General features: G+C 41.2%; 20 protein-coding genes. 8 read left to right on the forward strand and 12 right to left on the reverse strand.

Features of this window, described 5'->3' with window-relative positions; genetic code table 11:
* Positions 1-19 precede the first annotated feature (19 nt).
* From ACS8FC_RS03610 to ACS8FC_RS03625, 4 genes are all read right to left on the reverse strand, one after another.
* Entirely contained in the window at positions 20-340 is a 321-nt protein-coding gene (locus ACS8FC_RS03610) for a hypothetical protein (protein WP_439260453.1), read from the reverse strand.
* 457 nt (positions 341-797) lie between these two features.
* On the reverse strand, positions 798-1,481 hold the full coding sequence (locus tag ACS8FC_RS03615) for a nuclease-related domain-containing protein (protein WP_439260451.1): 684 nt from the start codon (positions 1,479-1,481) through the stop codon (positions 798-800).
* A 169-nt stretch (positions 1,482-1,650) separates the two neighbouring features.
* Positions 1,651-2,361 (reverse strand): pirin family protein, encoded by a 711-nt coding sequence (locus ACS8FC_RS03620; protein WP_439260821.1) that lies wholly within the window; start codon positions 2,359-2,361, stop codon positions 1,651-1,653.
* Positions 2,362-2,510: 149 nt separating this feature from the next.
* On the reverse strand, positions 2,511-3,464 hold the full coding sequence (locus tag ACS8FC_RS03625) for an MBL fold metallo-hydrolase (protein ID WP_439295895.1): 954 nt from the start codon (positions 3,462-3,464) through the stop codon (positions 2,511-2,513).
* A gap of 247 nt (positions 3,465-3,711) precedes the next feature.
* On the opposite strand from ACS8FC_RS03625, the gene ACS8FC_RS03630 reads away from it, so the two are divergent.
* Positions 3,712-4,974, forward strand: coding sequence for an alpha-hydroxy-acid oxidizing protein (locus ACS8FC_RS03630; protein WP_439295896.1), 1,263 nt, complete (start codon positions 3,712-3,714; stop codon positions 4,972-4,974).
* 852 nt (positions 4,975-5,826) lie between these two features.
* Here the strand turns inward: ACS8FC_RS03630 and tkt are convergent.
* Together tkt and serS are read right to left on the reverse strand one after the other, a co-directional pair.
* A complete protein-coding gene (tkt, locus tag ACS8FC_RS03635) occupies positions 5,827-7,824 on the reverse strand; it encodes a transketolase (protein ID WP_439295897.1) in 1,998 nt (665 codons plus the stop codon).
* Positions 7,825-8,102: 278 nt separating this feature from the next.
* Positions 8,103-9,389, reverse strand: coding sequence for a serine--tRNA ligase (gene serS / locus ACS8FC_RS03640; RefSeq protein WP_439295898.1), 1,287 nt, complete (start codon positions 9,387-9,389; stop codon positions 8,103-8,105).
* A gap of 527 nt (positions 9,390-9,916) precedes the next feature.
* On the opposite strand from serS, the gene ACS8FC_RS03645 reads away from it, so the two are divergent.
* Both ACS8FC_RS03645 and ACS8FC_RS03650 read left to right on the forward strand, forming a co-directional pair.
* Positions 9,917-10,579, forward strand: a complete 663-nt coding sequence (locus tag ACS8FC_RS03645) for a YcxB family protein (protein WP_439260437.1) — start codon at positions 9,917-9,919, stop codon at positions 10,577-10,579.
* Between the two features lie 213 nt (positions 10,580-10,792).
* Positions 10,793-11,278 (forward strand): Dps family protein, encoded by a 486-nt coding sequence (locus ACS8FC_RS03650; protein WP_439260436.1) that lies wholly within the window; start codon positions 10,793-10,795, stop codon positions 11,276-11,278.
* 106 nt (positions 11,279-11,384) lie between these two features.
* Here ACS8FC_RS03650 and ACS8FC_RS03655 read toward each other — a convergent pair whose 3' ends face one another.
* The 3 genes from ACS8FC_RS03655 to ACS8FC_RS03665 form a co-directional block, all read right to left on the reverse strand.
* The gene (locus ACS8FC_RS03655; RefSeq protein WP_439260435.1) at positions 11,385-12,092 is read right to left on the reverse strand and encodes a DUF2057 family protein; all 708 of its coding nucleotides are present in this window, start codon (positions 12,090-12,092) and stop codon (positions 11,385-11,387) included.
* A 99-nt stretch (positions 12,093-12,191) separates the two neighbouring features.
* Positions 12,192-12,995: a DnaA regulatory inactivator Hda gene (hda, locus tag ACS8FC_RS03660; RefSeq protein ID WP_299217015.1), complete on the reverse strand. Its 804-nt coding sequence runs from the start codon at positions 12,993-12,995 to the stop codon at positions 12,192-12,194.
* 321 nt (positions 12,996-13,316) lie between these two features.
* Positions 13,317-14,423 carry an AI-2E family transporter gene (locus ACS8FC_RS03665; protein ID WP_439295899.1) on the reverse strand — a complete coding sequence of 369 codons (1,107 nt, stop codon included), beginning with the start codon at positions 14,421-14,423 and terminating at the stop codon, positions 13,317-13,319.
* A 360-nt stretch (positions 14,424-14,783) separates the two neighbouring features.
* On the opposite strand from ACS8FC_RS03665, the gene purM reads away from it, so the two are divergent.
* On the forward strand, positions 14,784-15,833 hold the full coding sequence (purM, locus tag ACS8FC_RS03670) for a phosphoribosylformylglycinamidine cyclo-ligase (RefSeq protein ID WP_439295900.1): 1,050 nt from the start codon (positions 14,784-14,786) through the stop codon (positions 15,831-15,833).
* Positions 15,833-16,540 (forward strand): phosphoribosylglycinamide formyltransferase, encoded by a 708-nt coding sequence (purN, locus tag ACS8FC_RS03675; RefSeq protein WP_439295901.1) that lies wholly within the window; start codon positions 15,833-15,835, stop codon positions 16,538-16,540. Before purM ends, purN begins: the two co-directional genes overlap by 1 nt.
* 152 nt (positions 16,541-16,692) lie before the next feature.
* On the opposite strand, the gene ACS8FC_RS03680 is transcribed toward purN, so the two are convergent.
* Both ACS8FC_RS03680 and ACS8FC_RS03685 read right to left on the reverse strand, forming a co-directional pair.
* Positions 16,693-18,072: an NAD-dependent succinate-semialdehyde dehydrogenase gene (locus tag ACS8FC_RS03680; RefSeq protein WP_439260431.1), complete on the reverse strand. Its 1,380-nt coding sequence runs from the start codon at positions 18,070-18,072 to the stop codon at positions 16,693-16,695.
* A gap of 379 nt (positions 18,073-18,451) precedes the next feature.
* The gene (locus tag ACS8FC_RS03685) at positions 18,452-19,441 is read right to left on the reverse strand and encodes a LysR family transcriptional regulator (RefSeq protein WP_439260430.1); all 990 of its coding nucleotides are present in this window, start codon (positions 19,439-19,441) and stop codon (positions 18,452-18,454) included.
* 681 nt (positions 19,442-20,122) lie between these two features.
* On the opposite strand from ACS8FC_RS03685, the gene ACS8FC_RS03690 reads away from it, so the two are divergent.
* Positions 20,123-21,709, forward strand: coding sequence for an isocitrate lyase (locus ACS8FC_RS03690; protein ID WP_299217030.1), 1,587 nt, complete (start codon positions 20,123-20,125; stop codon positions 21,707-21,709).
* A 197-nt stretch (positions 21,710-21,906) separates the two neighbouring features.
* Positions 21,907-23,505 (forward strand): CYTH and CHAD domain-containing protein, encoded by a 1,599-nt coding sequence (locus ACS8FC_RS03695; protein WP_439295902.1) that lies wholly within the window; start codon positions 21,907-21,909, stop codon positions 23,503-23,505.
* A 121-nt stretch (positions 23,506-23,626) separates the two neighbouring features.
* Here ACS8FC_RS03695 and ACS8FC_RS03700 read toward each other — a convergent pair whose 3' ends face one another.
* Positions 23,627-24,142 carry a L,D-transpeptidase family protein gene (locus tag ACS8FC_RS03700; protein WP_439260428.1) on the reverse strand — a complete coding sequence of 172 codons (516 nt, stop codon included), beginning with the start codon at positions 24,140-24,142 and terminating at the stop codon, positions 23,627-23,629.
* Positions 24,143-24,278: 136 nt separating this feature from the next.
* Between ACS8FC_RS03700 and ACS8FC_RS03705 the strand changes: the two genes are divergently transcribed.
* Positions 24,279-25,532: an alpha/beta hydrolase family protein gene (locus ACS8FC_RS03705; protein WP_439260427.1), complete on the forward strand. Its 1,254-nt coding sequence runs from the start codon at positions 24,279-24,281 to the stop codon at positions 25,530-25,532.
* Positions 25,533-25,566: the final 34 nt, after the last annotated feature.

Consider the following 25,566-nt stretch of genomic DNA (forward strand, 5'->3'; position numbering starts at 1 on the left):
TGGTACTTTTATATATTACTTAGTACTGCCATGGTTGGTCTTGTTCTATACCAGCCGTGTCTAATTTATTTCTTTTTTTCTTAATTTTGGTATCTATTTTTTCCTGTTTTTTACTAGCTTTTTGATTGATATCGTCAATTAAGCCTTGAATCATCTTATCTACTTTGCCTTGCTCTTTTTGACGTTTCTTATCTACTTTACCAAGCTCCTTTTGACGCGCCTTGTCTATTTTATCTTGTTCTTTTTGACGCAGCTTATCAAGCTTACTCAGCTGCTTCTTAACCTTTTTACTGAGTGTGATATCATCTTTTGTATTATTCTTAGCAGATTTGTCTGACATAAGGCAACTCCTCAATTGTATTGTATAAATCGTTTAAATACTTGATGTTAAGTTAATATCATTGTCTAATCAACGTGTTAGTACAAAACAAATACACATCGCAAAGCGCCCTTGAATTGGTAGACCAAACATAATATTGATCGTTATTCATCATGTAGTCGTTACTAAATATAGTCGTTACTAAATAAAACCAATACGTTGTAACGTGATGCGCAACTGGTATAAATTTTTCTTACTTACTTTGTCTACGCTGGCAGAGGCTACAAAAAATTTATACCAGTCTCGTTGTATCGTTTTATAGCAGATTAACTATAGAATAACCGTATTAAGCCCTATTAGCATCAAATGATTAATCGGTGTTTATCACACCGCGACATTTAGGAAACTGGCTACAACCATAAAAAACTTTACCTTCGCGCACGCCTTTTTTAGCGGTGCACTGAGTCATCTTACTGTTTCATTTTGGGCAAACTGGTGTTTGATCTAAGATTTCTATTATCTCAACGGCTGCCGTTTCAGGCGTTTTTGGCTTAGACTCTACAAATTTATTGTTAGGCGACTTACTTGGGTTGCTATGTTTATCTTTTAAATAGGCTTTATGCTGACTGTTAGTTTTCCAAGATTTGCTAAATCTATTATTTTCAATCTCCTCGACGATAGCTTTGACTTCTTCATCGTTTAATATCTTATCTTGCTTTTTCTTCACATAAGACACCATGCCGCTCGTCAATACGTGCTCAGGTAACTCATCACGGGTTTTTAGCTCACACTCACCGATGAAAGCAATCATCGAATGAAAGTAGTTCAATTCCAATCCTAATAAATCTGCAAGCGTCTTGATGTGCAGATAATTTTGGCGCAATGGGTTTTGGAATTTGAATTTCCTTCCATTTGGGAAGGCTTGCGTCCACTGTCTTTGCTTCTCGCTACCATATATCCAGCCTTTATAATTTTTGGTTTCGATGACGAAGATGCCATAGATCGAGACGATGACATGGTCAATCTGGGTGCTGCCGCCATTGTCTCTTGGCAAGGTAATATTGTTTAAACGGTGATAGATCTCTTTATCAAGCTTTAGCCACATAGCGACGTTGATAATGGTTTCACCTAGGATACCTTTAAAGCTAGAGATAAGGGACACTTTTAACTACCTATTATTTATTGAATTATCATAGTTAATAGAAAGTTAGCAAAAAACATACCTGTTTTTAAAACTTGAGATAAAAGCACCATTTAATAATTTTGAAAATATAGAGCACTCATTATCGGTACATTGAGTTTAACCTACTGGCTTTTATAGCCGAAAACAGCTATCCAACCGGCACTTCCATCACCAATACCTGCGCCTTGCTAATCACGTCCATCGTAAACTTATCAGTCTCACTAATACCTAATCCATCGCGCTGCTGTAAGACATTGCCATCAATGACCACACTGCCTGAAATGACAAATACGTAAACGCCGTTGCTAGCATCATTTAACGTATAGGTTTTAGTCACGCCTGCATCAAACTCACCGACACTAAACCATGCGTTTTGATAAAGCCATACGCCAGCATCATGCATACTTGGTGAGAGCACTTGATTAAACTGATTACGGTTTAATAGCTCAACCAAGCTGACTTGCTGATAGCGCGGTGTCACATCTTTTTTGTTTGGCTCAAGCCAAATTTGTAGAAACTTAACAGGTATCTCTGAGCTGGCATTGCTCTCAGAGTGCACTACCCCTGTACCTGCGGACATTATCTGAATCTCACCACTATTGATGACACTTTCATTACCTATATCGTCTTTGTGCAAGAGCGTACCTGACAACGAGATACTGACAATCTCCATATTACGGTGTGAGTGTGAGCTTAAGCCATGACCACCCTCGATATGATCATCATTAATCACCTTGAGAACGCCGAACCCTACCCGCTCACGGTCATAGTAGTCGGCAAAGCTAAAAGTGTGCTTACTCCTGAGCCAACCATGATACGAGCCGCCGCGTGTATTTGCTGGATGATGGATGGTTTTCATCATGAGTCCTCGTTTGGTTTGAATTACTAAAAAAACGATATTCCACATTTTATCTCATAAAAAAGAGTTGCCAGAATACTCTAACAACTCTTTTATGAAGACGACTAATCAAAAAGCTTTCTAAAATGACAGTTTGATTCAATCGCTAATTACCACATGCCGCGGCGATGGTTTTTCACCCAGCGGTGCATACCAAGCGTGTTCAGTGTTTTCATGTTACTAAAGTTGGTCCAGCTTTGTACTTCTGGGCTAAACTCAACATTGCGATATAACTGATCCCAGCTTTGTCCAGCACGTTCAAGAGTCAATACTTGCTTATGCAAATCAACCATGTAATCGCGCAGTGCGACTTGCTCAGCTTTAGTCGCTGGGGTGTAATGACCGATATCGATAATATCAACGTCTTGCTCAATCACCCAATCTAAAGTGTTGATCCAGCCATCATAATAGAAGTCTAAGAAATCATTGTAAGGCATGGTTTTGTTTTGGCAGACGTCGGTGCACTGTAGCGCTTTTTGACGCGGGAATAGCACCATGGTCATACTGTTTGAATGACTAGGATCGACGCGGTGTAGCTCAACCGTCTCACCGCCGAGAGTAATGGTCATGTCTTCGTCGAACACTCTATCAGGGATGGCATAAGGCATTCTTTCCCCAATCACAGGCTCAATCACATTTCTGTGTGCAACGATGGTCGCGCCTTGCTTTTGAAATACTTGGCTACCTGCCATGTGATCCGCATGAGCATGGGTTAAGACATTGTATTTGACAGAGACACCAAAACGACTTTTGATCTCTTTACTGAGCCATTCTGTAGCACAAGTTGCGCCGCCATCAACGACTAGTGCGCCTTCATCGGTAATCATCACGATACCACTATGTACAGCCAAGCCTGAACCATTGGTATGACGATATAAGTTGTCTTTAAGCTTCGTTAACGTTGGCGCTGCATCATCGCACATACCTACCGTAAAATCTGGCAATACAGCACGCTTAGCAACTTTTGATTTATCAACACTGATACCCGTATCAGAAGCAGCAGTTGCCGCCACAGATAAGGCAAGACTGGCAAGCGTCAAGATGGATTTTTTGAATAAATTCATTATAAGCCCCTCATGTTATTGAAATAATATTGGTATTGACTTAACCCTAAAAAAAGTTAGAGAATAGAAAAGGTAAGTCACAAGACGTTACTAACTCGTAATAATATATAATAAACAGAGGGCTATTTAAATTTTAAATTAACTTTATACGTTAATAATTAACAATAATTTAACAATAAACAATGTTTTTTATAATAATGTGTTCATAAATACTCATACCCATAACTGACTAATAAGAGGATGAATAATGGAACTATCAGTGAACGACACTAGCAAATTAACCAAAAAAACCATCTCAAGACGTAAGTTATTAGGCGCAGCTGGCATCGGTCTTAGCGCCTTGCCATTGATGAGCACGCAAGTATTTGCAGCAGCCAATGACGCTAGCAGACCATCAACTCCCTATCTCGCCAGTACCGCAGAAAAGAAAATCAACATCATCAGTCTTGATCGCTTAGAAGTCGAAGCACGCGGTGCGATTCCAAAAGCAGGTTATGAATTTGTCTCAGGCGGCGCAGGTGATGAGTGGACACTACGCGAAAACCGCCGTGCCTTTAATGATTATCGTATTGCAGCCAAACGCCTAGTTGGCTTATCTAGTAAAGATATTGATATCAAAACGCGCTTGTTAGGTTTAGACATGCCATCTCCTATCATGGTTGCCCCCATGGGCGCGCATGCTATGGTGCATGACCAAGGAGAGAAGGATACGGCTCGCGGCGCCAGTCTTGCTAAAGCTTTGTATTGCTCATCAGGTGCTTCAAACGCGACGCTAGAAGAAATCGCTCAAGCTACCAGCGGTCCAAAATGGTTTCAGCTCTATTGGAACAACGATATACAAGTCACACGCTCACTATTAACACGTGCCAAAAAAGCAGGCTATTCGGCAATTATCCTAACGGCTGATGCCCTAGGACCAGGACAGCCTGATGACTTCAAAGCGATGGGTAGCCCGTTCCGCCCCGACCGTAACTTTGGCAACCATGATCCTAAAAAAGGCGGCTCTGGTGACTTCTTTGATCAAAAAACAGCACTCACGCCTAAAGACATTCAGTTCATCAAACGACTCACAGGACTGCCGGTCATTGTGAAAGGAGTATTACGTCCAGATGATGCTGACAGATTTATCCGCGCGGACGCTGATGCCATTCAGGTCTCCAATCACGGCGGTCGTCAAATCGATGGCGTTCCTGCCAGCATGACCGCGTTGCCGCCTATCGTCAAAGTCGTTAATAACCGCGTACCCGTGATCTTAGATGGTGGTATCCGCCGTGGTATCGATATCGTCCGTGCGATTGCGATGGGTGCCGATGCGGTAGCAGTAGGTCGTCCTATGCTGTATGGCCTAGGTCTGGGCGGCGCACAAGGTGTAGAATCCGTTATTAACTTCTTAAATGCGGACTTAAAAAACACGATGCTATTATCAGGCGCTGCAAAATTATCTGATTTGAATCCTGACTATATTGAGATCGTCGGACAAAATGAAGAATATAGTACGTTTAAAGGTTAGGGCTTTTTGAGGTTTTAAATCCAACTTTTAGAGATGCGAAAAAGAGCGACCAGTGATGCTGGTGGCTCTTTTTTTTGGTTTGGGGTTTGGTTGTATTACAGGTCAGAAAAAAATTGGCCTCGATATCTGAATGGTTTAAGAGTGAGGAAATATGCGAATCATGGCTCAGTTTTCTTTAAAGGTTTATTCGTACCTTCATTTAAGCATAGCTTTCGTCTTGTCGGCTGTTTCTAGTTTAGAAGTCAATATTGGTACATTAATTGCATTTTATGAATCAGTTAATAATAGAACTAACAGTTTTAATTCAATGGATTTTATTAAACGCTTTTAGCTAATAGTAAAGGTAGAACATAGTACTTTCATGGCGTGGTTACGGCTTATTAACTCTTGTCTTTTGAGCCTTTTCTTTTTTGATACATTTATCGTTTTTTGGCTGGGACGCTGATATTGGGTTCACCTACGCTTTTCTACTCATATTATCCGCTGGCGTATTATGGATTATTGGTCATAAACTTAACGGTGATTTAGAGTATTATGATGCTCCGCATGCTTTTATGCGTGTTCGTTTACAATACTGTGGCTTATTCTATCTAATAGCCGTACCTCACTATTTTATTGCTTAGTCTGTAGGCTGGGTGGAGCTTGCGACACCCAACGTTCCGCTTAACAAGTCGTTGGGTCTCGTACTTCGACACCAACCTACCCATCGATTCATTTTTAATGATTTAAAACCAAAAACCAACCAAAAAAAGAGCCGCCAGATTTCTCCAGCAGCTCTCTTTCGTGCAACATTATTAACTTAACTAAAAATCATAGCTAAATGCTGGACTAAAGCCGCAGCCTACGATCTTTCTAAACCAAACTATCTACCGCCTCAACCACAGCGTCAGTTGTAATACCAAACTCTTTATATAGATCGCTAGCTGGTGCTGACTCACCATAAGTGGTCATGCCAATGACTTTGCCATCTAGGCCGACGAACTTATACCAGTAGTCGACATGGGCCGCTTCGACAGCGACGCGAGCACGGATATTGGCAGGTAATACAGCGTCACGGTAGCTAGCATCTTGCTCCATAAAGATTTCTGCACACGGCATAGAGACCACACGGACGCCAACGCCATTTGCGCTCAACGTTGCATACGCTTCCATAGCTAAGCCAACTTCTGAACCGGTCGCGATAATGATTGCTTTTAACTCGCCCTGTTCTTTCGCTAGTACGTAACCACCTTTAGTGATATCGGCAACTTGCTCAGCATCACGTGCTTGATGCGGCAGGCTCTGACGGCTAAAGATGAGCGCTGACGGATTATTTTCTGACTTAATCGCTTCTACCCAAGCCGTAGCAGATTCAGTCGCATCACACGGACGCCATGTACGTAGGTTTGGCGTAGTACGTAGGCTAGTCAATTGCTCAACTGGCTGATGCGTTGGGCCATCTTCACCCAGACCGATAGAGTCATGCGTGTAGACGTGGATGATACGTTGCTTCATCAATGCGCCCATACGGACGGCATTACGTGCGTATTCCATGAACATGAGGAAGGTTGCAACGTAAGGGATAAAGCCGCCATGTAGCGCGATACCATTGGCAATCGCGGTCATACCGAACTCGCGCACGCCATAGTAGATATAGTTGCCATCAGCATCGGTTTCGATGCCTTTCGCGCCTTTAAATAGTGTGAGGTTTGAGCCTGCTAGATCCGCTGAACCGCCCAACAATTCTGGTAATAATGGCTGCAAGGTATTAATCGCGTTTTGACTGGCTTTACGGCTGGCAACATCACCGCCCTGCTCTTGAGTTTGTTGGATATAATCCTGCGCTTGCTTATCAAAATCCGCTGGCAATTCACCATTTAAACGGCGCAATAGCTCACTTGCCAGTTCTGGATAGGCCTTTTTATACGCTTCAAAGTCCGCATCCCAGTTCTTTTGTTGGACATCGCCTTTGGCTTTGGCATCCCATGCTTCATAGATTTCATCATCTAATTCAAACGGTGCATGCTTCCAAGATAACGCATCACGAGTCAAGGCAATTTCATCATCACCAAGTGGCGCACCATGGCTAGCGGCTAGACCTTGTTTGTTCGGGCTACCAGCACCGATAGTCGTTTTACAAATGATTAAACTTGGACGAGTTTTCTCTGCAATCGCTTGTTCAGTTGCTTGCGTGATCGCATCAGTATCATGGCCATCAACTTTGATGACTTGCCAGCCGTACGACTCAAAACGGGCCTCAGTATCATCAGTGAACCAGCCTTCGACATCACCATCGATAGAGATACCGTTGTCATCATAGAAAAATACCAATTTGCCAAGCCCTAACGTACCCGCTAATGAGCAAACTTCATGACTGATACCTTCCATCAAGCAGCCATCACCTAAGAACGCATAGGTATGGTGGTCGACGATGTTATGACCGTCACGATTAAACTGTGCCGCTAAGGTCTTTTCAGCGATAGCAAAACCAACCGCATTGGCAATACCTTGACCGAGTGGACCAGTCGTGGTTTCTACACCTGGTGTATAGCCAAGCTCAGGATGGCCGGGGGTTTTTGAATGTAGCTGACGAAAGCCTTTTAAGTCGTCAACGCTAACATCATAACCTGATAAATGTAGTAACGAGTAAATAAGCATCGAGCCATGGCCGTTCGATAACACAAAGCGATCGCGGTTGTGCCATTGCGGGTCAGCAGGATTGTGCTTTAAAAATTTGCGCCACAGAACTTCAGCAATATCAGCCATACCCATCGGCGCGCCTGGGTGTCCAGAGTTGGCTTTTTGAACCGCATCAAATGAGAGTACACGGATGGCATTGGCTAATTTACGTTCGTTAATTGGGGTGGGCATAGAGTGTCCTAATATTCGAATGAGAAGTATGGAGGATAAGAGGAAAATCGATTGAACAATGAAATAAAAGCGCGATAAACGCTCTTGCTAATAAGGTATTTAATTAAGGTGCAATATTAACATATTTGCCATGAGCCAAGCCAAAAACGGCATCATAAAAACGTTCGTATTTAACTTATGGCTTATATTGGTTTTGTCAAACAACCTTTAACAATCGGCTAAAAGTAATAAATGACAAGTTATCATGCTAACTTGCCATTACTACAGTAAAACATTTATTAAGCTGATATAGTCTCAGCACCGCCCATAAACGGACGCAATACTTCTGGAATAGTGATACTACCATCCGCATTTTGATGATTTTCCATCACCGCAAGTAAGGTACGGCCGACTGCCAAACCTGAGCCATTTAACGTATGCGCAAGACTGGTCTGCTTGCCGTCTTTGACCCGCGTGCCCATACGGCGTGCTTGGAAATCACCGCAGTTAGAGCAACTTGAGATTTCACGATAGGTCTCTTGACTTGGTAACCATACTTCGATGTCATAAGTCTTTTGCGCGGCAAAGCCCATATCGCCAGTACACAATTTGACCGTGCGATATGGTAAGTTAAGCTGCTGCAAAACATACTCAGCTTGTCCCGTCATCGCCTCTAATAGCTCATCTGACTGCTCAGCTGAGGCAATATTGACCATCTCAACTTTCTCAAACTGATGTTGACGGATAAGACCACGAGTATCGCGGCCGTGTGAGCCGGCTTCACTACGAAAACAAGGCGTATGCGCGGTGAACTTAAGCGGTAGCTCTTTGATATCTAAACGCTCGCCGCGTACCAAGTTGGTCATCGGTACTTCCGCCGTTGGAATGAGATAAAAATCCATCTCATCATTATTGGTATGATTGGTCAATTTAAACAAATCATCTTCAAACTTTGGCAACTGACCGGTGCCAGTCAGGCTCTCAGAGTTGACAATATAAGGCACATACGTTTCTGTATAGCCGTACTTAATGGTATGCGTATTGAGCATAAATTGAATCAAGGCACGGTGAAGCTGTGCCAACTGACCTTTTAATACATTAAAGCGGCTACCAGTAAGCTTCGCTGCGGCTTCAAAATCAAGCATACCGAGCGTCTCACCAATGTGAGTATGGTCTTGAATCTCAAAATCAAACTCGCGTGGCGTGCCCCACTTGCGTACTTCGACGTTATCATCTTCTGACGTCCCCACTGGCACATCTGCTGCTGGGGTATTTGGGATTTGCAGGGCAGCTTGATTGATACGTTCTTGTAGAGTGCGCAGCTCGTCTTCTGCTGCCTTAATCTCACCGCTGACACTTTGCATCTCAGCCAATAGCTCGCTGGCATCTTCGCCTGATTTCTTTAGCGCGCCTACTTGCTTAGCACCCGCGTTACGGCGCGATTGCAACTCTTCGGTTTTGACTTGTAGCGATTTACGCTCATTTTCGATGGTTTGCCAGAACTCCATATCAAGCTCGTAGCCACGAGTGGCCAGCTGCTGTTGTAAATCGCTCAAATCGCCGCGTAAGAGTTTCGGATCAATCATAATAGTTGCCTGTAACGCTGAGTGTGAATAAAAGGTTTAAATAATATTATTAATATAATAATCGAACAGCTGAGAGTGAGAATCAAATTTGATGACAGCTGATTTAGTTATGAGAATAAATAGTAGTCGCTATAATACCAAGACCTAGCAGTTTTGACCATGTTTCGACCCTGTTTAAACTGAGTTTCGACCATTTTTTAACAAGATGATTAATTATTATTTGCAGTACATTACCTGCAGCACATTATTTGAATTATTCCAATTGCAGCACGCTAAAATGCAGTGGTTTTATACTACCCTTTTGACACGTAGAGCTCACTATTTAATCAATTGAGCTATAAATACGTGCATTAATATCATTAATATGGCATCTATCAGTGAACAGATATCCTTATATGTTCCATTTAAGAGTACTTTTCGGTAAGATAAGCGCATACCTTTATTCCACTTTCAGCCAAATATGCGTAGCTGCTTCGTTTTGGCAATTTCAACCCAACACTTTTAATATAAGTATTTGAGAAACCTTTATGGCCCTGTACCCCTACACGCTACAACCTGTCCCCCTAAACCTGACTGAGGCTGAATTTCATCAAGCACAGTATGAGCTATTTGCCAGTGCCAGCCCCTCTTTCGGTCTAAAAAGCATCAAAATGAAAGAATGGATTATTATGGCGGTGGTCGTCATACTGGCGGTTGCAGGGCTAATATTCGTGACAGGCTATTCCACTATTATATTTTGGGTCATGCTGGTCTCGGTCGTCATTTACCTATTGGTTCGTACTTTAGGCTTTAAATGGTATGTTAAAAAACAGTTTGATAAACAAGTCGCTGAACAAGAGATGCCAGATGAGATGCGTCAAATGAAGCTTGGAGTGCAAAAACACGGCTTAGTCATGGCAATGCCCTCCAATCAGCCAGACTTGATGAACAGTAATAAGATGCGCGGTATGCAGATGCGAGCTGGCGCTACCCAACAAGCGGTCATCCCATGGACTGCCATAAAAAGCTGGGATGAGACTGATGACTATATCTTTATGATGTTTGAAATGAAAGGGCAACAAGGCAGTCAAATTGTACCCAAACGTTTACAAGCACAGAAATTCCCTATCGATACTGTCCGCCAGCACTTACAAGAAGTCGTGCCGATACGCGGCTTAAACCCTGAAAGCTTACAACCACCTTCACAGTAAGGTTTTATAGAATAAATCATATAGTTATATTTATTAAAATTAACTAATGCATCATAGTTTGCTATTATTATAAGCATCAAAGGAAGAGATAGAGTATATATTGATGGATATAGATGAACGACGAAGTATTTTATCTATAACCAAATTTAGTAGAACACCTGCTCTTCTTTATTTATTATCGTATAACCACACTCACACTATAAGGACGATACTATGAGTAATTCTAATAACGCTACTAATCAGATCGGTCTAGAAAAAGCAGACATGAGCGCAGTCATTGCACAGTTAAACAATCTACTATCAACGTATCATGTATTTTATTTAAACGTACGCGGTTATCATTGGAACGTAAAAGGCGAGCACTTTTTTACATTGCATCCTCAATTTGAAGAATTATATACGTCGCTACAATTACAGATTGACGAGATTGCTGAGCGTATCTTGACCTTGGGTGGTACGCCACTCCATGCTTATAGCGATTTTACGCAGCATACTAGCATCAGTGAAGATAAAAACGTTAAAGATGGCACAAGCTGCGTTAAAGGCGTGGTTTCAGGGTTGCAAGCATTAATCGCAGAACAACGCAAAGTGTCTTCACTAGCGGCAGAAGGTGAGGATCAAGGTACTGCTGATTTGATAGATGCATACGTACAAGAGCAAGAAAAACTGATATGGATGTACAATGCATTCTTAGGTTAATAGTCTGATTAAAACATATAGAAATCAAGACACAAAAAAGCACCTATCATTAGGTGCTTTTTTATTACTTATTTTTATAATAGTGAAGCTTTTTAATACTAAGACTTTATTTTTGGATCCATTGACGCATTTTTTCGCGCTCAGCAGGGGTTGCATTAAGCCAGATCTGCATAAAGCTATCAAGCGTATTTGTAGTCTGTGCTGTAGTTGTAGAGCTTATCGCGCCAGTGTTTACTCTAGGCTGTGTGGTCACAATTTGTGATGTGCTTGGCTGTTCTATTGCAGCAATGGCACGCTGATTTTGTAGTTCAGCATCATTGCCACCACCGAATACGCCGCCTAGAGCCTTACCGATGCCTGAGAGTAAACCACCGTTATTCCCACCAAGACTTTGTTGACTAGCAATCACTGTGTCATTGCTTAGTATCGCCAGTGTTGGACGCTCAGCATATTCTTTGGCGGCTTTATAGTCTTCTGGTTGATTGGGCATAGCCAAACGGTATGTTTGGTTGTCAGCCAACCCTGCTGTTACGCTGATGTTGCCTGAACGCAAATAATCATGCTCATCATGAGATAATTTATATAAACGGTCGTATTTAGCAGTAATAGCATGTTGACCCGGCTGCAAAGTAAACGTCTTCGTTAAAGGCTGAAATGCACTTTGTTTGACTTCCTGTCCGTTGATAGCCGTTACTTTGATATGATCATCAACGTTTAAAGTAACCTCTGCATGTGAGAGCATAGATACCGCACCTACGCTTACAAATAGCATACTGGTGGTCATTTTTTTGAGCAAAGAAGCAGAGATTTTCATAAGACATCCTATCCACGATAAAAAATTTAGTGAGAAAATTAACAGTTACAGCATCAAGCTATCTATCTTTAATGAGCTTACCTTAGTGAGCTTTGATATCTAAAAATCTAAGGGTATTGTATGATTATCATTATTTGCCGCTTCACTATCGTCATGGACTTCTTGAGCAATGTCTGCAAGCTCAGCGGCAAGCGTTTGCTCATCAATAGTACGCAAAGCATCGCTTATGACTGCTTTTGATATATTGCTACGTCCAAGATTAGAGAACATCGGCTGAATATAATTGAGTACTTCCATCATTGCACCGATACGATGAGGACCATCGGTAAGCAGATGATCAATAATACGCCCATCGAACTGCCAACCTCGCCTGCGTAATATAGATTGTAATAATGCTTGACGATCAGCTAGCTCATGACCATTAGGTACTTTAAAAGTAGGCGCTTGTGCTAAACGTGTCAGTAAGTCAGTCAGCTGAAACGGCAGCTCACTGGCTGGTCGATTGGCAGCAAATAGCAACTGCCGCTGCCCTTCTCGGCTACGGTTTATCAAATGGAATAAGGCTTCTTGCCATTGACTACTATGTTCTAATACTTCCAAATCATCAATAGCAATAAGATCAAAATTTTCTAGAGATGACAGTACATGGACATCTGTATGGATCAATTCATTGAGCGATAGACAAATTGCAGTCTTGTCCATCTCAATAAATGACTCACAAATAGCCGATAATAAATGAGATTTGCCAGTAGCGGGGCTACCAAATAAGTACAGCTGACCTATCAGGCCGACATGTAGTTGCCGCACTGCATCAATAATCGACATCCAACCTGGACCTGAAAAGTCACTGAGGCTTGCATCGTGTTTAATGTCCAGATTAAGACTTAGCTGTGCTTCTGCCATGAATCATCAACTCGTTTTGCATCGTACAAAAAAAAGAAAAAACCACCTGATTAATGACTTTCTTTTAACTGACTTGAATACTGTGTAACATGAATTTCCTGCTATTGACTGTGACTTTTCTAACCGACATTTTGTTAATGAATGTCTTTTTTTAAGAACAATGAATAAGCAATTACTCTAGTCAATACTGCGCCTATATATAACATATTTATAAAATGACTGACAACTCTTTTACTCCCTAACCTACATTAACCATTTGTATGCAGACTGCTGTCCGACTACTGCCATCAATGTAGGCTATGAGCTCCGGTACTATATGACTTACTTTTTTTCGAATAAATTTAACTGTTTACGTCCTTTATAAAGATCCGTAGAACGGTAATAATCATATAAATGATGAAACAATACGTTTAGTACAGCGGATACAGGTAAGGCAATCAACATACCAACGAACCCTAATATACTTGCGCCTGCTAATACTGCAAATATCACCCACAGTGGTGACAAGCCAATCTTATCACCCAGCAACAACGGCTGTAGAATATAACCTTCTGCTGCCTGACCTACCAAAAACGCACCCACTATTAAAGACAGATAAGTCCAATTTAAACCAAATTGGAAGAGACAAGCGATAACGGCAGCAATAAAACCAAGACCAAAGCCTAGATAAGGAACAAAGCTTGCGATACCTGCTCCCATACCGATGATTATACCAAGCTCAAGCCCAATAAGTTGTAATTGTACAGCATAAATGATTCCCAATAATACCATGACCAACAGCTGACCTTTGATAAAAGCCATCAATGCACGATCACACTCTTGAGCAACCTCAATCACTGTTTTGCAATAAGCAGTGGGGATGGCAACTTTCCAGCTAAGTAAACGTTTGTCCCAATTAAACAAAAAGTAAAAAGTCAAAATGGGCACTAGCACAATAAGTCCAGCGCTATTAATAAAATTCATACTTGAGGCGATTATTTGAGTCATCCAAGTACTGGCGTCTGAAAATCTATAATGTGTTTGCATATAATCCATTAATGTCTCAGACAGCCCTTTCGCCTCTAACTCTGGTAGACGAAAACGAGTATTAGCACTAAACCATTCGCGCACAACCTCATCATACCAACTTAAAATCTTTGGTAAATATTCCCAAGCTGCCTGCAACTGATGCCATAACGTTGGCACAATCCACCAAAGTAGCAGTATCATACTCAGCGTCAATATGGCATAAACAACGATAATCGCTATCCAACGTCTAACATACTTGGATAAACGTCTAACCAATGGATTTAGTAAGTATGCCAATATAAAAGCAATTAAAAACGGTATAATAACTGGCAACATTAAATACAACAGAAATAAGGTTATAACAATAGCAACGACAATAAATAAGCGCCGAAAAAATGGATCTATTGGTTGGTTTATCATTAAGGACAATCCTACAATTAATCTGATTTAAAAATAATAACGTTACCAAGTTTGGTTATGTCATTTATAGAATAATTTACTATAGCAGCCATCATTAGTACGTTAATTTTATAATGACTTAGGCGTCTTATTATCGCAAAGTACAGTAAAAAAGCAGTCATTTTTTGTGTCTTAGCTTTTTATTTGTGACTTATAGCGAATCTTGGCTAAATATTGGTAAGTTGCTTTGCGAGTATGGTCTATTTTTGGGTATAATGCGCGCACTACATTCAGATTCTGTAACACTGACTACAACTATTCATTTTGATGAATAACTTCAATTATTGATTCCAATTATCTATCCCCAATTGTGAGATGACTATGAGTGACAAGCCTTCTTTAAGCTACAAAGATGCCGGCGTTGATATTGATGCAGGCGATGCATTGGTTCAACGAATCAAATCCGTAGCAAAAGCCACTACTCGCCCTGAAGTTGTGGGTGGTCTGGGCGGTTTCGGTGCGTTATGTCGTATCCCAACAGGGTATACTTCTCCGCTACTGGTATCTGGTACTGATGGTGTTGGTACCAAGCTTAAATTGGCTTTACGACTAAACCGTCATGACACTATCGGTATCGATTTGGTTGCCATGTGCGTTAATGATTTATTAGTATGCGGTGCAGAGCCGTTATTCTTTTTAGATTATTATGCAACTGGTAAACTAGATGTTGATGTGGCGGCAACTGTGGTCACTGGCATTGGTGATGGTTGCAAACTTGCTAACTGCGCACTTATCGGTGGCGAGACGGCTGAGATGCCAGGCATGTATCAAGATGATGATTATGACTTAGCAGGTTTTTGTGTCGGCGTAGTCGAAGAAAGCGAAGTTATCACAGGTGAAAACGTCAGCGAGGGCGATGTATTAATCGCGCTTGCTTCAAGTGGCGCGCACTCAAACGGCTACTCTCTTGTACGTAAAGTTATTGAGGTAAGCGGTGTTGATGTCACTAGCAGCAATGAGCAGCTAGATGGTCAGCCTATTCAAGATGCCCTAATGGCACCGACTCGTATCTACGTAAAAGCCATTAAAGCTTTGCAAGATACGCTTGGTAGCTCGGCTTTACATGCAATGTCGCACATTACTGGTGGCGGCTTAACAGACAATCTACCACGCGTATTACCAGATAATTTGGCTGCTAGTATTGATACGAGTAGCTGGCAGTTCTCAGAGCTATTTACGTGGCTACAAACCCAAGGTAATATCGAGCAAAGCGAGATGTATCGCACCTTTAACTGTGGGGTTGGTTTTGTTATCGTAGTACCAAAAGACAAAGCAGATATCGCTATTAAAACGTTGAACGAGGCAGGTGAAAACGCTTGGCAAATCGGTGAAATGGTTAGCCGTGAAGCAGACGCAGTGGTATACCGTTAATGCCAGACAGTCATAAAAAAGATAGTCATAAAAAAGGGAATCATAAGCCATTGCGCGTGGCTGTTTTAGTATCAGGCAGTGGTAGCAATTTACAAGTTTTAATAGACGCGGTACAAGCAGGTACACTACCAGTTGAGATAGTCGGGGTCATCAGCAACCGCGATGACGCTTATGCCATCACACGCGCAAAAGATGCTTCTATTCCAGTAGCAGTGTTGTCACACGTTGCGAGCGGTAAACGCATGGGGATTAAGACTTTTGAGACTCATGCCAGCGCCCAGTTAGCGACATGGCAACCTGATCTGATTGTATTGGCGGGCTTTATGCGGGTGCTAGGCGCCGAATTTATCGACAATATGTCAGCGCCAATGATTAATCTACATCCTTCTTTATTGCCGGCCTATAAAGGGCTTGATACGCATCAACGCGTCATACAGGCAGGCGAGCGTCAGCATGGTTGTAGTATTCATGTGGTTACAGCTGAGCTGGATGCTGGTGCTGTTTTGACCCAAGCAGTGCTAGACATAAATCATAAAGATACTGCTGATAGTTTGCAAACACGTGTGCAAACGCTTGAGCATCAATTGTTACCTTGGACAATTTTGCTAATATCCAAAGGTGTCTTGTCGTTGAACAACGAGCAATTATCAAATCAGAAACCTACCTATATGCCGACATTACCTTTGAAGCTATATTTAAACAGTTAAAGCAATGGCAAGAAGCAAAAAAAGATATTAACCATTTAAAACTATCGATCATAAAAAAGCCCAATCATTCATACTTTGAATAACTGGGCTTTTTACTGTTCACTTTTAAAGAGTATTTAGAGGGTTTTAGCTCTCAATACTTTTATGCATTATTAACCTTTATGGACGTGTACACCTTTGATGTTAACAAACTCTTTAATACCAAAGCCACCATGTTCACGGCCATGACCTGAGTTTTTTACGCCGCCAAATGGTAGTGCTGGATTGGCAAGACCATAGCCATTGATATATACCATACCTGTATCAAACTCTTCATTGGCTAAGCGAATAGCTTTGTCTTCATCTTTAGAGAAAATTGCACCGCCCAAACCATAACGGCTGTCATTAGCAATACGTAAGGCATCATCTTGATCTTTAGCACGTATTAGCGATGCTACTGGACCAAATAGCTCGTCGTCATAAGCTGGTTGGCCTTTTTCAACATTTTCCAAAATAGTCGCTGGATAGAAGCTGCCCTTACCTTCTGGTAATTTACCACCAACAGATACAGTAGCACCTTTGCTTACACTCTCTTCTACTTGCTCATGCAGTTTTTCTTGCAGATCTTTGCGCGCTAGCGGACCAAGATCAGAGCTATCATCCATCGGATCGCCTGCTTTTTTGCTTTCAAACTCTTCAACGATGCGCTTACGGAACTCGTCATACAAACTATCAACAACGATAAAGCGTTTTGCAGCAACACAAGTTTCACCATTATTAATAAGACGCGCGAGAGTGCAAGTTTGTACTGCAAGCTCTAAGTCAGCATCTTCCAAAACGATAAATGCATCGTTTGAGCCCAACTCTAGGACTGCTTTCTTGATTGCTTTTGCTGCTTGCTGACCGACGATGCTACCTGCACCATCACTACCAGTAAGCGTCACACCGCGTACTTTATCATGGCCAATTAGAATTTCTGACTGATCATGATCAATTAGAATAGTACGGAATAAGTCGTTCGGTAAGTCAGATTCATGGAATATTTTTTCAATTAATAAGCCAGAACCAGTCACGTTTGCTGCGTGCTTAAGCAGAATGCTGTTACCTGCCATCAAATTGGCGATGGTATAACGGAACACTTGATAAGCTGGGAAATTCCAAGGCTGCATACCATAGATAACACCAATGGGCTGATAAGTGACAACACCTTTTTTGAGACCTTCAATGTCACGTTCATCATCAGCAAGCGCGGCCACACCCTTCTCTGCGGTGTAATCACAAATCGCTTTACATAGATCAATTTCTTGTAAACTCTGACTATAAAGTTTACCGCGCTCCTCAGTCATAAGTCGAGACAGCTCCTCTTTGTACTTCATCAAGGTCTCGCCAATAGAGTTAATAACCTTCGCACGCTCTTCATGGCTAGTTTTGCGCCATTCTAAAAACGCCTGATGTGAGGCTTCAACAATCTTATTGACCTCTTCATTACTCATATAGTTATATTCTTTAATGTCTTCGCCTGTTGCTGGGTTTACAGTAGTAATATCTGCCATGATTATTAACCTTATCTATTTGTTTAGTTAATTGATAAATTGCTTAGATGACACTAATTATGAAAAATATATTTCTTAGCCTGATCATCTAGGCTTAATTAGTTATTATTTTGAAAATATTCGTTAGACGTTCATTTTAAATATCTTCTTGCTTAACGTTTAACTTTTTTAAGTTGGAAGTATCATAACAAAACTATTTGGCTTACAGTTTTACAAGATATAAAGAAATGTGCTAAATATGTTAAGAGTGTGACTGTCTTATTAAGAAATACTTAACCAATGCCAGGTTTAAGCAAATAAAAAACCAGCACGGTAGCTGGTTCTATACTGTCTCTTTTCTAATAAATATATGAATAAGAGATGCTTATTCGTCATTTTTTTAGAACAGATGATTAATAGTAGGTATTTCTTGCTCCTGATTCTCTTCATCAGCAACCACTTGCCGTGCGACATGCATAATTAGTTGCCGTAACCAGCGATGAGCTGGATGATGCTGTAGTAACGGTGACCACGCCATTGTTAGCTCAAACTCAGGAATAAAAAATGGTGGCTCTTTCATCATGATGCTGTCGTTGTTAGCCTGCATGCGTGCAACTCGTGTCGGCAATGTGGCAATCAAATCTTTATTTGCTGCAAGCATCGCTGGCATCTGATAATGACGAGTAAAGACGCTGATCTGTCTTTTTTGTCCCAAACGTTGCAATGCTTGGTCAATAGAGCCAAGTCCCCCAGATTTTTCTGGATTGACACCGAACCCCACGCCCATACCAGTTTTAGACACCCATACATGTTGCGCTTTTAGATAGTTTTTGAGATTAAAACGATTGGCATAAGGGCTTTCTGATGCTAGCAAACAGCTAAAAGTATCACGCCAAACCAATACTTGATGAAAGCTTTGTGGTATCTCATTAAAGCGGTTAATCGCCAAATCGACTCGGCCCTGCTCCATATCACGATAAGACACATCTGATGGCGTTAAGAAGTCCAAAATGACATTGGGTGCTTCAGAGCGTAAGGCTTTGACCAATTTTGGTACTAATGTCGCTTCGGCATAATCTGAGGTCATAATACGAAAGACACGTGATGTGCTATACGGACGAAATTCTGTACGGGGTTCTAGCACTTGAGTCAAATCAGCAAGTATTTCGCGAATACGCGGTTGTAACTCTAAAGCTCTCTCAGTCGGCGTCATGCCTTCAGATGAACGTACTAACAATGGATCATTAAACAGTTTGCGTAAACGACGCAGTATATTACTCATCGCAGGTTGAGTAATGCCAAGCTGCTCAGCTGCACGAGTAACGTTTTTTTCTCGTAGCAACACGTCTAAATGTACCAGTAAATTCAAGTCTACCCGCTGCAAATTCATATATGTGTCTCTTTACCTTAGAATAAATACCACTATAAACGCGGCACTTTTTGTCCTGTTATTGAGTACAAGCCATCTATATTAAAATGAAATAAGGATAATTTTGGAGTGGCTTTCTTATTATATACGCATTATAACTTAATTCATCTATCATAAATCGTTGTTTTATAAATACTATCATCATAAAAAATACCCAAGATAATAATCATAAACTAGATAAATCAAGATAACCTAGCTATAGTGTTTAGCAAGTGCTTAATTAGTTTTTGTTATTTATCAGGCTATCACTGTGAACTTAATAGATTAGTTACAACGTGTATTTTATCGCATTTTCATGCGGAAATACGGACATAACATTTATTACCCCTACTTATTTTTTGCTATTGTTTGTTCTTAAGCTTGGATTAGGTATCTGTATCTTTCAAGATAACAAGCACTTTGTCCATCGAATAAGCCTTATAAAAGAACCCATTTAGCCTGAAATAAAAAATAAACAATAAAAGCTGACCAAATCGACAGGTTTTATTTGCTTTTATGATAATTTTCTTATAGTTTAGTAGAGCTTGCTAACGCAAAAGGTTTATATTTTAATTTTTACTTCTGCCAGCATTTTTCTATACATACCAAAATTATTCCAATACTTCTAACTTACTGTTTTACACCCCACCAAGGAGATTATAGATGTCAACTGCTTATAAATCAGCGATCGATGTAGTACGTGAACTAAAACAAAAACACGGTAACTGGCAAAATATCAGTGAAACCGATGCGGCGCGTATGATGTTACAAAACCGTTTTAAAACAGGTTTAGATATCGCTAAATATACTGCAAAAATCATGCGTCAAGACATGGAAGAATATGATAATGATACCTCTCAGTACACCCAGTCTTTAGGTGCTTGGCATGGTTTTATTGCTCAACAAACCATGTACGCTAAGAAAAAATACTTTGGCACGACTTCTAAAACCTATATTTACCTATCTGGTTGGATGGTTGCTGCTCTTCGTTCTGAGTTTGGTCCTCTACCTGACCAATCTATGCATGAAAAAACCTCAGTTGGTAAGCTAATCGAAGAAATCTATACCTTCTTACGTCAAGCTGATGCTAAAGTATTGAACGACTACTTCCGTGAGTTAAATGCAGCTGAAGAAGCGGGTCAAGACACTAAAGCTATCTTAGAAAAAATCGAAAACTTTGATTCACATGTTGTGCCAATTATTGCTGATATCGATGCAGGTTTTGGTAACGAAGAAGCGACTTACTTATTGGCCAAACAGCTAATCGAAGCGGGTGCTTGTGCGCTACAAATCGAAAACCAAGTATCTGATGCAAAACAGTGTGGTCACCAAGCTGGTAAAGTAACTGTCCCTCATGAAGACTATATCGCAAAGTTAAATGCTATTCGCTATGCATTCTTAGAGCTTGGTGTAGAAGATGGTGTTATCGTTGCTCGTACTGACTCTGAAGGTGCGTCTCTCACGCAAAAAATCCCAGTATCAAACGAGCCAGGCGATCTTGCTTCTAAATATATCGACTTCCTAGAAATGGAAGAAGTGAGCATTGAAGAAGCCAACGAAAACGACAGCTTACTCAAGCATGACGGCAAATTAGTACGTCCAGTACGTATGCCAAACGGCCTATATAGCTTCCGTGAAGACACCAATATCGATCGCGTGGTACTTGACTGTGTGACGGCGCTAGAGAACGGTGCGGATTTATTATGGATTGAAACCCCAACGCCAAACGTTGAACACATCAAAATGATGGTCGATCGCATTAAAGAGCAGCAGCCAAAAGCGAAGCTTGTTTATAACAACAGCCCATCGTTCAACTGGACGCTAAACTTCCGTAAGCAAATCATCGCTCAGTGGGAAGATGAAGGTAAAGACATCTCTAAGTACAATAAAGATGACTTGATGAGCGCTGATTATGATGGTACTGAGCTTGATACAGCAGCTGATGAAGCAGCTAAAAACTTCCAAAAAGATGCTTCACGCGAAGCAGGTGTATTCCATCACTTAATCACCCTACCAACTTATCACACTACAGCATTAAGTGTACATGAGCTTGCTAAAGGCTACTTTGGTGAAGAAGGTATGCTTGCCTATGCTGCTGGCGTCCAGCGTAAAGAAATCCGTGAAGGCATCTCTTGTGTTAAGCACCAGGCAATGGCAGGTTCTGACCTTGGTGATGACCACAAAGAGATATTCTCTGGTGACAACGCGCTTAAAGCTGGTGGCGGTAAAAACACCATGAACCAGTTCTAGTAACCCACTACCTATAATGGTATTTTATAAATACCAGTTATAAAAAAAGCCGCTCTGCATTATGTAGGGCGGCTTTTTATTGCCCTCTGTTAAACCAAGCAAAAATAAATTTTTACTTGTTATTCAGCGATAGCTTTCATACGATGGTAGTCACCTAGATAATAACTTATATAGTATTAAAATAATCGGGAGCCATTATGCAAGAGATTGAGCTAAAGTTTTTGGTACCAGAGTCGCGACTAAAAGGTCTAATGCGTCAAGCGCAAGTTAAATCCTCAAAGCATATGCAACTGGCGGCGCATTATTACGATACGTCTGATCAAAAGCTTGCGCAGGCTGGCATTGGTTTACGCATCCGTAAAGAAGGCGATACTTGGGTGCAGACCATCAAAGCTGGTGGTGATGGTATTGCTGCGCGCCTAGAGCATAATGCTGTATTAGATAATGAGCAAGTACAGGCAATGCTAGATAGCGACACACTAGTGCCTGATTTAACAATTTACAAAGATACCTCGGTAGCCCCTGCTCTTGCTGCTTTTAAACTCAAAAAGTTGGCTAAAAAACTTACACGACTATATGTGACCGATGTAGAGCGCATCACGCGCTTATTAATACAAGGCAATAACGATGAAGATGGTAGTAGCATTGAGATGGCATACGATCATGGCGAGGTCATCCATGGTCTTGATGATACTCAGCGAGACTCTATTCAAGAAATCGAGTTTGAACTGGTAACAGGAGATGTAGATTTTTTGTTTGCGACAGCCAAGACATGGTGCAAACGTTATAAGCTTTGCTTGTCTACTGTCACCAAAGCTGAGCGCGGTGGATTACTGATAAGAGGACAAAACCACAGTGCAGCGGTTAGTGCTGACCTAAGCCAGCTAGCCGTCAATAAAGACAGTAGCATGCCTGCATTTGTGCGCGCAGCCGTGCACAACTGTCTATTACATATATTACCAAATAGCAGTGCTATCGTAGCGGGTAGCATTGATAATACACATGTCTTGCAATTGACTATCGGACTCACTCGCTTGCAAGCTGCCTTGACAGTGTTTGCTGATTATTCTGATGAGATCAATCCTGATTGGCTACCAATATTAACACAAACCGCAGCCTTACTTAGTGACTACCAAGAGCTTACTTACCTAGCCGCTCACATCGAGCCCAAGCTACAAAGTTGCGGCGCACCTAGCGTTGATTGGACAGCAGATATCGATACACTCAAAATTCAGCCACTTGATGTCGTAAGCGCCAATGACTTTCAACTTACGTTATTAGAGCTGATTGCTTTTATAATGAGTGATCCAAGTCTCGAACCAAAAGCAGATAAGCCTGCTGTCGACAAATTGGCGAAGACTCTATCGAAGCAGTATACAAAATTTATTGAAACTGAGCGAAGATTACAGGATAAAAATGCAGCCAACGACAATGGGCCTTATAGTGAAGACTCAAAAAGCGTTAATCTAAAAAGCAGAAATCATAATCAGGTCCAAGACGACTTATATTGTCAGTTAGTAAACTTGCGTTATGCCAGTGAATTTGCCTCACGCTTATTGAATAAGAAAAAAGCTAAAAAGAAAACCAAACGCTGGCTAAAACATGTATTAAAAGCACAAAAAGCAATGGAGAAATATCGTAAACATGCACTATATCAACAGCGTTATCAGTTAAAATCTGCAACAGATATTAATGCGCTATATGGTGCAGGATGGTTTGCTGCCACGCTAAAAAAAGACGTTAAACGCGCTAAAAAACGCTTGGCTAACGTTCAAGATAGCCCCACCTTTTGGTAAACGTGCTAATAACGGTATAACAAAGATATAGAGTAAAAAAGACAGCCCTATTGGTAGGTGCTGTCTTTTTAAGCTTTAAATGAATAAATATAACGTTATCTATTGTCTACAAAATCATTCATTAGCTTGCAACTATAGTAACGGCATCTCCCTCTTCAACTTGATCAAATAGCTCAACGATATCCTTGTTACGCATACGTACGCAGCCGTGTGAGAGGGGGATACTCATAGGTTCAGTATCTGGTGTACCATGAATATAGATGTAACGCTGATAAGTATCACAGCCACCCTGGTTATTATGGCCTTTATTTACCCCTTCTTCTAGACCACTTAACCATAATATACGGCTCAATATCCAGTCGCGATTAGGATTTGATATACCAAGAGCTGCGTTGTATACCTCGCCTGTTGGCACACGTCCAACAAACACAGCATTCATAGGCTCACTACCTCCTATCTTTTCTGCAACGATGTGCTCGCCAAGTGGTGTACAGCCACTATCTTGCTGACTGCCAATGCCGTTTTTTGCCGTTGATACCGTATATTGAACTGCAACTTCGTGCTGCTTGTATAGAGTCAAAGTCTGCTGAGCAATGTTAATAATTAGCTGTTTATCAAGACTTGCGTGATTGTTCATAAAAGCATCCGATTGTTATTCATGACATGACCAATAGCGTTATGATTAAAATTGGTCAAAATTTCTATTATTAAGGGATTGTATCAAGACATTTGGCACCGTAATATAGAGGCACATTCTTTGATGCTAGCAGATTATGACGACTATTTCACCGACACGTGTGTCGATGTATGACTTTTTATATCAAGATATCCAGCCGATGATATCATTATTAGCTGATGTGTCTCAGCTATCATTACCGCAGACGCGTCTTGCCGTTGGTTCTGGCTTACAAGCAATAGTATGTGCTTTACTTACGTATCAGCAGCGTTATCAAGGACAGTCGGTTAGCAAAAAACTATTCAATCGCAGTGCTATAAAAGAGCTGCGTCGATATAACTCTATGAATTTTGCGACTATCGATGCGACATTATACTATCGTCATGATACTGCTGATACTGTATTTAAAGACAGCACTGATATTATTAAAGCTAGCGATCACATTGCCAGTCAAATTGATGCTACTACTGTGCAGGTACAAACATTACTTAAGTGCTTGTGCATTATTGCTCTACGCGAACTTGCGATACTAGCAGACTATAGTCAACTTGATTATGATGAGATAGACAAGTGGTTCGCCTTACAGCCTCAGTTTTTATCAGCGGAGCGATTTACCACTACTGTGTCAGACATTATCCCTACGAATGTAGAACCCACTACTAGTAAAGCACCTAATATAGAAAATACAGAGACCGAGCTAGAAAACACAGAGTTAAAACGTTTAAATAACGAGCAGTTATCAACTATGCCACCAGCCTTTGATCCCTTTTGGTATGAGCTGATGGCATTTACCCCGAACAATAATGAATCTGCACAAGACATGCAGCTTGCAACCGGTAATTATTTAAAGGCAATTGGTCGTTCATCTGAAAACATACAGCAAGGCGGCCATAATGATTTACTTATGTTCGCAGAGATGTCCGCTGTTACGTTACCACACCAGCGCTGGTTACTACAGTTGGCTAAAATTTCAGAGATTTACTTGCAGCGTAATCGTCTGCGTATTACTTCTGAACCCGAAAATCCACCAAAACCTCCGTTGGTTAGCTTAGGGGTTATGAACGGCAATAGCGATAATACTCCAGCGACCATTAGCGAAAAACCGATTGAGTATGACGCCCCGGCTCCTATTTGGAAAAATCCTGTCATTTTAATTGTTATTCTTGTCATCGGAAGTCTTAGTGCTCTTGCTACTTTGAAATATCAGATGCAAAAGTCTGCTGGTGTCGTCTCTGCAACAGAAGAGGTATTGGCTCAAGATTCTGTCAAAGAGCGTCAGCAGCAGGATGTCGCTATTGTCATGGTAAACGATGACGAAAATGAGGCTAAAGAAACCGCTACAGCTGAGTAAATAGCAACTAGGATTACATAGTTTTAAATGCTGT

The organism is Psychrobacter sp. 1Y4, assembly GCF_051847555.1.